This window comes from Bdellovibrionales bacterium (genome assembly GCA_018266295.1).
In the GTDB taxonomy this organism is placed as follows: Bacteria; Bdellovibrionota; Bdellovibrionia; order Bdellovibrionales; family Bdellovibrionaceae; genus JACMRP01.
Genome location: JAFEAQ010000006.1, coordinates 1 through 11,040, shown reverse-complemented (window position 1 = coordinate 11,040; position 11,040 = coordinate 1). Strand labels below are relative to the sequence as shown.

Genomic DNA, 11,040 nt, shown 5'->3' with positions numbered 1-11,040 from the left:
TCCCTTATAGAAGCTCCGATATGTTCAAGGCCGCTTTCTTCAGGTTGGGAATGCGGAGGACTAAATGAGACGTCAGAAGGCACCTCGCGATATCGAGGATACAATTGAGATGATTCCATTTGTGATTTTGCTTTGCGTGCTTTTCGTAGGGCTGTGCGTAACTTACTTCAAATAAAAGCGCTGGTTTTAGCAACTTTGCTTCGATAGCATAGTCCTATGAAATCCAAAGTCATCTTAGTTATCGACGATGAGTCCTCGATCCGTAAATTTTTACGGATTAGTCTTGAGGCCCAGCAGTTTGAGGTTCATGAGGCCGCAAGCGGGCATGAGGGCATTCGAGAAGTCGCCAGCAGAAAACCGGATCTTATTATTTTGGACTTGGGCCTGACGGACATGAATGGCCAGGACGTCATCACGAAAGTTCGTGAGTGGTCACAGATTCCTATCATTGTTTTAACCGTCCAAGATTCTGAAGATGACAAAGTCCAGGCGTTGGATGCCGGGGCTGATGACTATCTGACAAAACCTTTTAGTGTTCCTGAGCTGATGGCGCGCATTCGCGTGGCTCTTCGTCATTCGCAACCCACACAGTTAGAAGCCGTTTTTAAAAGCGGTGATTTTGAAATGGATTTTGCCGGTCATATCGTAAAAATTGGCGGCAGCGAAGTGAAACTCACTGCAACCGAGTTCAGCCTTTTGCAGGTGCTTGTTAAAAATGCCGGTAAAGTGGTGACTCACAGAATGTTGCTCAAGGAAGTCTGGGGCCCAAACTCCGTAGAACATACGCAGTATTTGCGTGTCTATATGGGCCAAATCCGTAAGAAGCTGGAAGGTTCTGCAGACAGTCCGGAACTTATTGCGACCGAAGCCGGTGTTGGCTATCGCTTTTTAATTCAGAAGTAATTTGCCGGGTTCAAAAGTGAGGATGCGGCTTGCGAGGCTCGTGCCTTGTTCTTGACGGTGGCTGATAAATACCAATCGGCGGTCTGCTTTACTGGCCACCCAATCTTTAAGAAAAGATTCAACCAAAGCCGTTCTTTCGTTATCAAGGGCTGCCGTGATTTCATCGAGCAAAAGAGTTTGCGGATCAAACTGCAGACTTCGGAGGAGATGCACAATCTGTGCTTCGCCCCCTGAAAGAGTCATGGCATTTTTCTGAAGCATTTCAGTCGTCATGCCGAGCTTGATAAAGTTTTTTTGAAAGAATTCTAGATTTAGAGTCTCGCCGCGATGTTTTTTAAAACGAAGCGGGTATTGCAGATTCTCAAGCACCGTTCCAGGCACAAAGTAAGCCTTCTGCGGCACATACATCACAGCACCGGCATCGACTTTAGACAGCTCCAAGTTCGCAGGCAAGGCGATATGGGTGTAAAAGTCGGCGACATCTAAACCCACCAAGGATTTAAGCAAACGGCTTTTGCCGACGCCCGAAGGACCGCGCAGCAGAACTTTTTCTCCGGGAGCAAAACTAAAACACAATCCTTCTGGTTTTTGCAGTAACCACGCCGGCATAAAATAGAAATGCGTAATAAAAATCGCGGCCAGTGCGCCGAGCATTGCCGTAAAGGTGATCATGAACATCACCAGAATCTGGAAACGCGCTGCCAGTAAAGGATCTACGCCGCCAATCAGTTGACCCGACATCACGCCCGGAAGACTCACGATCCCGACAATGGTCATCCCGTTAATCATCGGTGTTAAAGCATTGCGAAGGATTTCATTATAAAGCCGGTGACAAGCCTCAAATGCTGTTGCCCCGAGAGCCTTCATTGTTTCAATTTCTAAAAGACTTTCGCGGCGGGCCCGTTCAAGACCGACAAAGCTAAGAGAAATCGCCGAAAGGGCATTCCCCATCAGAACGCCCATAAAGGGAATAAAGAACAGACTTTGCAAGAACGCTTCGCCACCAAAGAATAGCTGAATCGTGAGGAATCCCAGGGGCCAAACACTTGCGAAGATGGCGACAAAGCTTGCTAGATAGATCCGCCAGGTTTTTTCTTTTAAGCGGGAGTAAGAGGCCTGGGCCGCCACAAGAGTCATCACCAAGAGAGTGAGTAAATTCGTCGGTAAAGAGTCCGCATGCAGAAGCCAGCGAAGAATGTAGCCAATTGCTATCAGTTGTACGATCGTGCGTAGGGAGGCGATGAAAAGGTCTTTGCCCAAATTCAGTTTAAAAAAGCGAGAGATGGCAATCGCAATGGCGATAAAAACAAAAGCGCCAAGAATTTGCCAATTACCGAAATGCTGAGTGTAAAAAGCCGCTGTCGTCATAATTATGAGCTGAAGATCTTATTCAGCTGAATTCCCTTTGAAGCTTTAAAATAGACCACATCGGCCTGCTTGGCCAGGGATTCCACGGTGGCTTTTGCCTCAAGCGCCGTTGCAAAGTGATGAATTCTTTCTTTTGGCAGGCCAGTAGCGTTATCTTCAGTCAAAAACCGGGCTTCAGCATCCACAGTTATCAGTGTCAGAAGGCCCGCGGCGATGGTCTCACTAAACACGGCGCCGATATAGGTGCCCAATTTTCTGTGCTCAGACTCGGAAGAGGAGCCTAGTTCTAGCATGGTTCCTAGCACCAGCAGGATCTTCATATTCTTTGTCTGTGTCAGCAAGTGACGAAGCCCTTCGCGCATGCTTTCGGGACTTGCGTTAAACGCATCATCAATGGCTAAACGCGATTGCCAGTTAAAGGCTTGAAAGCGTCTTTCAACTCCACGAAAGCCCGTCAGTCGGCGCGTAATATCTTGAACGGGAACTCCAAGGGCGACAACGGTTGCTATCGCCGCCGCGATATTGAGACCCTTTTGTGGGCCTCGGAAAGGGCATTCGATAAAGACGCTTTCTTTACGAATTTTTAAATAAACGCCGTCGGCACTTTCGCGGATGAGTTCAATATCGGCCGCGGGGTTTGTACCAAACGTGATAAGGCTTTTACCTTGGGCGCGGGCATGCTTCGTAATGCGGTCATCCTCGGCAGGAATCACCAACGTATGGACACTTTCAAAACTCAGAGGTGAGAGCTTTTCAAGAATCAGATTCTCCAGCGAGCCGAATTCGCCGACATGGGCGCGGCCAATATTCAGCAAAGTCACAACATCAGGGCGCACATAACTTAAAGGAGTTTGAAAATCCCCCAGGCGGCGCGCACCGATTTCAAATACCGCCGTGGATTGTTCCTCAGGTAAGCGCAGAATCTGCAGGGCCAAAGCCAGTTTGGTGTTTTGATTAGCCGGTGAAATAAAAGCGCCCTTCAGAAGATGCCCGAGGATTTCTTTGACGGTGGTTTTTCCGGCACTGCCAGTGACGGCGGCGACCTTCACCGGCAAAAGTCCACGACGGCGGCGCGCGGACTCAAACATAAATGTTCGGAGGTCCGCGATCGCAGGCTTTAAAAGAATTCCCGAAGAGAGGTCTTCAAGGAGCTCAAAGCTAAGTCGTTGCATTTTACACTCTGAAACGGCTGCGCTCGCGAAGAACGTCATAAATCGAATTGTTTTTGCTGTAAATCTCTAGCATTTCATCCGCCGGAGTTTTTCCAGAGGCCAGACGCTCCGTAAACACTTCAAGGGCGCTCGGATCATAACCCCATTCACGTAAAACCGCCGGCGCTCTCTCTAAAAGTTCTTTGGCGCGTTCGCTCATCTCCTCAGCGGCAAGTCCTTTGCGAGCGACTTGGCCCAAATCATAGATGCGGGTTTGTTTTGTCGCACGTCCCATGAGTCCTTCGTCCAAAGTCAAAGCCAGGAACGACAAAAACTGCGCTTCGATTTCGCGCAAAGAATTCGGCATATCAAATACCTTGAACTCGTAGCGGTTTTTCTCGGTCGGATGGAACTCAATCGGAGGCGCGATGTAGCTGCGTTTATACATACGGAAGCTCTTGCCGTGTTCGCCACGGATCTGCCAGGGTGCCCCGTTCATGAATGGCGAAGCAACACTTAACGCCGACAGCGCCGGGCCATAGTAGTTAATCTTAGCTTCGAAATCTTTTTCAGAAATCAAATCAGCAAGCGCCGGCGGCAGGCTCACGTTAATATCAGGTCCATAAGTTGTCATTACTTCCATCGACCACTGCCAGTAGTCATGGCGGCGTTTGTTCTGGGGGCCTGAGAACTGCGATTCCATCGGATGGTGAGACAGCGCCACTAAGTCATAACCGTTTGTATTCATGGCTTCTTTGAGTCGTGTGTACAGAGTCTTATGAACGCGGAGGCATTCCTCGAGGCTGTCACAAACAGGAGTGCGAATTTCAACACCTTTTGGTAGGATTTCTTTAGCGTGGAAGTCCATATCCGGCAGGTGATAGCCCTCAACAACAAATGGCATCAGTTTCGTTTGCGGTGGCTCTAGATCCAAACCTTCGCAGGAGGGAACATCGGCCAGAGAAATGGATTCAAAAATTCCATTCAGTGTTTCAAAGGTCAGATCTTGATGCCAGAGAGGAGTGAAGTCCTCTTTACGGACCACAAGGTATTCAGACTCTAGACCAAAACGAAATGATTGAGCAAAGCGCTTTTTCTCCTCAGGAGAAAACTGGGCGAACTTCATTGCGAACTCCTATAAATTATTTGTGCTGAGCTTTACGACGAGCGATTAAAGGCTGAAAGAAAACGGCCACGCCGCTTAAAAGCAGGAAAAACACACAGATTGCGCTCGGAAAGAAGATCCCATAGCGAATCCAAGGGCCGAACTCAGCTCCTTCGTGCAGTGACACAAGCCAAGAAACACGGCGGGTTTTCGCACCCATGATTTTGCCGTTGGCTCCGTCGATTTGAATTTCAAGCATGTTTTTAGATCGCACACGGATATTGCCCGTTCCCGGGCGAATATCGATTTGCGAAATATCCTTCCAGTCGGAAATCTGCGCTTCAGGAACGGATTTGGCCGCCGCGAGGATTTCGTCGAAGTTGATTTTCAGAGAAGAATCTACAGGAGGATATTGAGGCTGCACCCAGGTATTAAAACCACGGGATGCCAGCAAAATGCCGGTCACAACCGTGATTAAGAATGGAATAGCAATGACAATGGAAACCCATCGGTGCCATTTGCGCAGAAGTCTCAACATATGTGATGACTGTATAGAGGAACTTGCCAAGAAGTGGAAGAAGAAGCGGGAACAGTGGGAGTCTTGATAGTTAATTGAAAAAGGACCGAGAAAGTCAGAGAAGAGGGCTCGTTAAAACGCACTCCTCTTCTCTAAACAAGATTGCTGCGATTATGGTTGTGGAGCTGGTGGAGTCGCGCCAGTGTCTTTATCAAAGTGCATGATAAGAGCATCGCCTGCAGGGCAGGACATGGCTGCTTTGTCGCCGGTGGTAACTGTTACAGCTTCTGTATCGCTCAGGTAAGCGTAGAAGATGGACATTGTTTCAACCATCGGAGCCGGAGCTGTATCTTTGCAGCTTTGGCTTGTCGCCGTTGTGTAGTCCACTTTCATGCCGTCGGCAGCGTAAGTCCCTGTCACGGTTGTTTCGCACCCGCCGATATTAGTCACATAGCTGAAAGTGTTGTCGCCTTTGTTTTCAACTTTCACTGTATCAGTGCCGATTTTTACGCCGTCATTGATGGGGGCGTTGCTTGTGCAAGCGCGTGAAGTTAAATTCCAATTGCCGACAATGGTTGGTGCCGGAGCCGGTGCTGGATCCGCAGCCAGAGCATATGATGCCGCGAGAACGATCGTTGATACTAAAATCTTTTTCATAAAAACCTCCTTGTAGTTGGAGGCTTATTATCAGCACGCGGCCCATGAAAAAATCAAAAGACGTTTTAACGATGAAAATTTGACTAAGCAGTCATCGCACTTCAATTGACATGATCAAAGTAAATTCGGTTCATGCAGTGAGGACATGTATTGCGCAATGGCCACTGACCAGAAATTTTTGCAAACTTTGCAGTCTGCTTGCACTCCGGGCAAGATATTTCGCAAGCCTCGAGAACAACTTCTTCGTTGTATGTTTTTCTAGCAATGAACGGGGCTATGAGAAAAAACAGTGGCACTAAAACAAAATGCATGACTGGAATTAAAATAGACACGAGAGCAAGTCCCCAAAAAGCGAAAAGGCGGATCAAAGATCTTTTGGTTCGCTCTTGCTTTGAAAAAACATGTCCGTCGAGTTCGTGAACACTGGCATTGTCCCGCTGGGAATAGACGCTGATTTTCATAACCTCATTCAAGACCCGCGCGTGGCCTAGCGCAAGGGTTTTTTTATGTCATGTGACGAAGAAAGGAAGGTTACTTCATTTCTTCGGTGTTTAAAATTCTGGCATACTGGCAACGCGTTGGAGGGGGCTATGACAATAAGACAGAAGTTTGCATTGATTTGTTGTGTGTTCGGTCTTGTGGCCTGTGGCAGTTCTAAGAACGGTTTTGATTCGGGGCCCACGCCTCGCCTCGGGAAGCGCCATAAGCCCGTTCCGGATAAGGACACTCTGATTCTTAAAACGGAGAATTTGAAGCTCACGCACTTTACGCAAACGTGGCAGCTCAATGCGCTGAACCAAGAAAAGGGCACCGAGAAATACTTGCGAGTGCAAAAAACTTTTCCCTTTCCGATTCAATTTAACGGCTGGGTGACGCTGGACAATGTAGCTCATAATACCGCCGACTGTGACAGCAGTGTCACTGAAGATCCGGTGTTTGCGCTCGAAGATGATCACAATGGTTATGTGGTTCTGAAGCCGGGGGACCGTATTCAAGTCGGCTTAGAGAAGCTTTATGATCTTGTCGTAGAGTTTCCGAATCAAGGTCTCTGTAAAAGCGTGGGCGTGCAGTTCGGTGTTCTTTACGGCACGAACGACTGAGGAGTATTCTTCATTAAAAAAGTAAAAGGTTTATCGACTTCAGGTTTGAAGTGTTCACGGCAACGAGCTTCGTAGGCATCGTGGGCGCCAACTTGAACTTGGCCGTCGCCACCGGCTGTGCGTTGCGTGCGACTTGCGTTGTTGCCGCACACGACGCAAACTGCATGCTGCTTGCTGACGTTTTCAGCAACCGCCATCAAAGTTGGCATGGGACCAAAGGGTTTTGCCTGCCAATCCGTATCAAGACCCGCGATAATGACGCGAAGACCACGGTTGGCCAAATCCTGGGTCACCTGCACAAGACCCTCATCAAAAAATTGGCCCTCATCAATCCCGACAACCTTTGTTTCGGGCTTGAGCAGGTCCCAAATATCATCTGCCGATTTAATCGGCGTTGAATTGATAGAAGTCTTATTGTGAGAGGTCACGTCCGTCATGCTGTAGCGGTCATCGATGACTGGTTTAAAGACTTGAATCGGCTGGCGAGCAAACTCCGCGCGACGCAAACGACGGATCAATTCCTCCGTTTTGCCGCTGAACATCGAGCCAACAATCACTTCAATCCACCCACGTGTATGATTATATTCCGACATGAATCCCCCTCAGGACTCAGGAACCTTAACCATGGTTCTTGCGCTTCGCAAGACTTTCACATAAAATAGCCGTAATTGCTTAAAAAGAGGGCTACAGAATATGGCACACGAAGTAAAACACACAGATTTAAAACAAGCTGAAGAAGAAAAAAGAATCGCAAAAGAAATGATGCCATTTTTGATCTATGCGGCGATCCCAGTTTTGATCATCGTATTCATCGCTTTGAAGTGGGGCCCCTCTTACTAGAAAGTAGATCTGGAAAATAGAGAATGGAGGGGGATATGGCTGCTTCGGTTTGGTCTCCCTTTCGATACGGTTCTTACCGGATTTTTTGGTTCTGCGCGTTTCTTTCAAATTTAGGAACTTGGGTGCAAGACGTGGCTGCGAGCTGGCTTATGACCCATATCTCAAGTTCTCCTTTAACAGTTTCGCTCCTCTCTTTTTCAAATAGTTTGCCGGTCGTATTGCTGTCCATTCCTGCGGGGTTTTGGGCGGATAGCGGTGATCGCCGCAAGATCTTGCTGCTGGCTCAGGCGGTGATGTTGATTTCAGCGACCGTGCTGGGAATCCAGGCAGCTCAAGGAACACTTTCAGAAATTACAATTCTTGTTCTCTGTTTTTCGATGGGGATCGGTGTCGCCCTGAATGGTCCGGCCTATCAAACCGTGCTATCGGAACTTGTTCCCGTCGAGGAGCAGCAGAATGCCGTTTTGATTTACTACATGGGACTCAATATCACCCGTGTGTTGGGTCCAGCTCTGGGTGGCTTCATATTGGGGTTTGCGGGGGCAAGCCAGGCCTTTTTCGTAAATGCGGTTTCTTTCTTGGGTTTGATTATCTACTACTGGCGCTGGCCGATTGGTAAAAAGGCGGCGGGTGAGCCTGTCAAGGCTGCTGAATATTTGCAGCGCGCCTCTGCGAAAGACTTCAAGATTATTTTCTCTTATCACAATCTGACTCTGTGGCTTGAGATCCTCGCAGTGAGTTTTTCGGCTTCAGCACTTTGGGCTTTGTATCCTGTTCGCGGGCGTTTAGAGTTGCATCTTGAATCTTTACATTATGGCTCTTTGCTGGGCTGTTTGGGTTTTGGCGCGTTCTTGAGTGCGGTGTTTTCAAAGCACGTGATGAATCCGCAGCGCAACTGGCATCGCTGAGTTTTGCCTATTTGGTCTTTGCCGCCGGGGAGTGTGTCCTTGCACTGGCCGACGGGTATCTGATGGCGTGTTTTGCCATGATGCTTGGAGGGATTGGCTGGATTGTTCTTGCGACATTGATGAATATGAGTTCGCGGCAGATCGTCACGGCTTCGCACTTAAAGGCCACGATGCTTGGGGTGTTTTTGTCAGTTTTCTATTTTGGCATGTCTCTGGGAAGTGTGACCTGGGGGACTTTGGCGAAACTCACAACCACGAAAGAGGCCCTGCTGGTGTCATCGGGATTATTGCTTGTGTGCTCGATCTATAAGTTTCTGCGCAGGAAGTAGACGCTGCTGCAAAGGAATTTGAACAAGGTGCATTGCCAACGGGTCGAAAGCCTGGCCTAATAATTATAAAGAACTAACATTTCAGGGAGGAAGCTATGAAAATCCAAATCTTGTCTTTTGCGATGGCTGTTGCTCTTTTGGGCGCAGGTTGCAGTTCACAACCGAAAGAGGCGACTTCAGAGCCAACTCCGGCAGCAGCAGAGCCCGCAGTGGCACCTGCTCCAGCTCCGGCTACAGACACCGCGCAATCTGATTTGCAAGCTTGCGAAGGTAAAGGTGCGAGAGATGCTTGCAGCTATACTTTGGACAAAACAGAAGTGAAGGGCACTTGTGTTCGTTCGGCGGACTACAGTCTGCACTGCTTGCCGAAGAAGGCGAAGAAGAAATAGTCTTATTTAGTTATTGAGTGCTCTATCGAAAGGGACAACATTTTGTTGTCCTTTTTTTATTTGTCCATTTCGAAAAACTGGACAGCTCTGTTCCACATGTTTACGCTTAATGCTTATGAGCGATTTTAGCGAAACCGCCCCGATAGAAGTTAAAAAGGCTTTGTTATTTTTGATCGTGACTCTTGGAGTGATTCTCTTAAGGGGAGTGCTCGACATTTGGCTCTTGCCGAACGAACTCACTGTGGTCGGCGATATGACTTTGCGAATTTCAAATCTGGTGATTTCGCTGTTCGCGCTCGCGGTGACCATCGTCTTTATGCGGATGCGCATCTACTGGGCCCGCTATCTCCTGGCGGTGTTTCTGGTGTTCGGTCTGCCGAGCGTTATCAAGGCTTTCTTTACTGACGTCCATGGTGCGAAAATTTTAGCCATTCTTGATCTCGCTCAGATCGCGACTGAAGGCTACGCGCTCTATCTGATCTTCATGACAAAACCTGCGCGCGAGTGGTTTGAATCTTAGCTGCAAATTTTAGGTGGGATCAGTCAAAAAATGCTGTTTGATCTCTAAAATCTGTATCTCGGAGCACGAGAAGCATATATGTTAGCGCATGCTCAATTTGCCGAAGAGACATTCTGTTTTAACCTGTTTGCTGGCTATGATGCTGGCAACTCCCTTGGCAAAATCCATGGAGCCGCAAAAGAACGAACTTACCTGTCACTATGACGAGGTTCTTGCTTTGGATGTGTGGACTTCTTACGCTCCGCCATTCGCGATCAAAGAATTCAAGGCACTGATCAAAGAGAAGTATAATAAGAATATCGATGTGACGGTTCTGCGCGCGCTCAGCCCTGATGAGTTCTATGACCGTGTCCGTTCAGGGGTTTCGGATATCATTTCTCCGTCGCACAACTTTATGAAAGATGAGCGGACTCAGTTCATTAATCACGGCCTGATCATTCCTGTCGATAGAACCATTGTTAAGAATCTGAAAGATGTTTTGCCGTTATTTATCAACAACGATTTCGTGACCAAAGAGGGCAAGCTGTACGGCGTGCCCATGGCTGCCGGCGGCTATAGTCTGCTTTATGATAAGGATCACTTCGCAAAGCCACCGACATCTTGGAACGTTTTGTGGGACAAGAAATACAAAGGGCGCTATTCGCTTTCGAAGGACTACTACGAGGCTAATATTTATACGACCGCCTTAGCGCTCGGATATAAAGGCGCTCAAATCCACGATATCAATCTGATCAATACTCCTAAATTCAAAACAAAATTGAAGTACTTGCTGGCGAATGCAAATTACTGGTCGGGTGCGCCCAAGGATGAAGATCTTAAGAAATCGGTGCTGACTCTCGGTTGGGGAATGTCCCATTCGGTGGCCAAAGACAGCGCTAAGAAATGGAAGTTAGCTTTGCTGGATGAGGGCGTTAGTTTTTGGACGGACTATGCCGCTGTCACTCGAAATGCAGAGCGGAATCCCTTGATTAAAGCTGTCGCCATGGAGTGGCTGAATTTTCTGATCAGTAGAAACTTTCAAGAGAAGGTCATTGTTGAAGAAAAGAAGTATCTTTCGCCTCTTAACCTCACGGGTGACGATAAAGAGCTGCAATATCAAAGCAAAAAAGAGGTCGCTTATCTGGTCAATAAATCAGTTTACTGGCCGATCCTCACGGTGCGCGACCGCAATGGTTTAAAGCTCGTTTATGATCAGGTCCTTGAGGAAATCGCGGCCGAGAAAAAAACTCATTAGCGCTTAGGGCAAAACCTCT

12 protein-coding genes and 1 pseudogene are annotated in these 11,040 nt (G+C 48.1%); 7 read left to right on the top strand and 6 right to left on the bottom strand.

Features of this window, described 5'->3' with window-relative positions; genetic code table 11:
- Nucleotides 1-216 precede the first annotated feature (216 nt).
- Nucleotides 217-903, top strand: coding sequence for a response regulator (locus tag JSU04_04280; protein MBS1969495.1), 687 nt, complete (start codon nucleotides 217-219; stop codon nucleotides 901-903).
- Here the strand turns inward: JSU04_04280 and JSU04_04275 are convergent.
- The 5 genes from JSU04_04275 to JSU04_04255 all read right to left on the bottom strand — a co-directional run bounded on the left by JSU04_04275 (nucleotide 889) and on the right by JSU04_04255 (nucleotide 5,701).
- Nucleotides 889-2,271: an ABC transporter permease gene (locus JSU04_04275; GenBank protein MBS1969494.1), complete on the bottom strand. Its 1,383-nt coding sequence runs from the start codon at nucleotides 2,269-2,271 to the stop codon at nucleotides 889-891. The genes JSU04_04280 and JSU04_04275 overlap by 15 nt on opposite strands.
- Before the next feature lie 2 nt (nucleotides 2,272-2,273).
- Nucleotides 2,274-3,443, bottom strand: coding sequence for a hypothetical protein (locus JSU04_04270; GenBank protein MBS1969493.1), 1,170 nt, complete (start codon nucleotides 3,441-3,443; stop codon nucleotides 2,274-2,276).
- A 1-nt stretch (nucleotide 3,444) separates the two neighbouring features.
- A complete protein-coding gene (locus JSU04_04265; GenBank protein ID MBS1969492.1) occupies nucleotides 3,445-4,548 on the bottom strand; it encodes a hypothetical protein in 1,104 nt (367 codons plus the stop codon).
- 16 nt (nucleotides 4,549-4,564) lie between these two features.
- Nucleotides 4,565-5,065 (bottom strand): PepSY domain-containing protein, encoded by a 501-nt coding sequence (locus tag JSU04_04260; protein ID MBS1969491.1) that lies wholly within the window; start codon nucleotides 5,063-5,065, stop codon nucleotides 4,565-4,567.
- Between the two features lie 150 nt (nucleotides 5,066-5,215).
- Entirely contained in the window at nucleotides 5,216-5,701 is a 486-nt protein-coding gene (locus tag JSU04_04255; GenBank protein ID MBS1969490.1) for a hypothetical protein, read from the bottom strand.
- Between the two features lie 590 nt (nucleotides 5,702-6,291).
- Here JSU04_04255 and JSU04_04250 point away from each other — a divergent pair.
- The gene (locus JSU04_04250) at nucleotides 6,292-6,801 is read left to right on the top strand and encodes a hypothetical protein (protein ID MBS1969489.1); all 510 of its coding nucleotides are present in this window, start codon (nucleotides 6,292-6,294) and stop codon (nucleotides 6,799-6,801) included.
- Here JSU04_04250 and JSU04_04245 read toward each other — a convergent pair.
- Nucleotides 6,783-7,394, bottom strand: a complete 612-nt coding sequence (locus tag JSU04_04245; GenBank protein ID MBS1969488.1) for a thymidine kinase — start codon at nucleotides 7,392-7,394, stop codon at nucleotides 6,783-6,785. The two genes, JSU04_04250 and JSU04_04245, sit on opposite strands and share 19 nt — an antisense overlap.
- A gap of 100 nt (nucleotides 7,395-7,494) precedes the next feature.
- Between JSU04_04245 and JSU04_04240 the strand changes: the two genes are divergently transcribed.
- The 5 genes and pseudogenes from JSU04_04240 to JSU04_04220 all read left to right on the top strand — a co-directional run bounded on the left by JSU04_04240 (nucleotide 7,495) and on the right by JSU04_04220 (nucleotide 11,021).
- A complete protein-coding gene (locus JSU04_04240) occupies nucleotides 7,495-7,641 on the top strand; it encodes a hypothetical protein (protein ID MBS1969487.1) in 147 nt (48 codons plus the stop codon).
- Between the two features lie 35 nt (nucleotides 7,642-7,676).
- Nucleotides 7,677-8,878, top strand: a pseudogene (locus tag JSU04_04235) (MFS transporter).
- Between the two features lie 95 nt (nucleotides 8,879-8,973).
- Nucleotides 8,974-9,267 carry a hypothetical protein gene (locus JSU04_04230; protein ID MBS1969486.1) on the top strand — a complete coding sequence of 98 codons (294 nt, stop codon included), beginning with the start codon at nucleotides 8,974-8,976 and terminating at the stop codon, nucleotides 9,265-9,267.
- A gap of 115 nt (nucleotides 9,268-9,382) precedes the next feature.
- Nucleotides 9,383-9,787, top strand: a complete 405-nt coding sequence (locus JSU04_04225; protein ID MBS1969485.1) for a hypothetical protein — start codon at nucleotides 9,383-9,385, stop codon at nucleotides 9,785-9,787.
- Between the two features lie 88 nt (nucleotides 9,788-9,875).
- Nucleotides 9,876-11,021, top strand: coding sequence for an ABC transporter substrate-binding protein (locus JSU04_04220; protein MBS1969484.1), 1,146 nt, complete (start codon nucleotides 9,876-9,878; stop codon nucleotides 11,019-11,021).
- The last annotated feature ends 19 nt before the right edge of the window (nucleotides 11,022-11,040 follow it).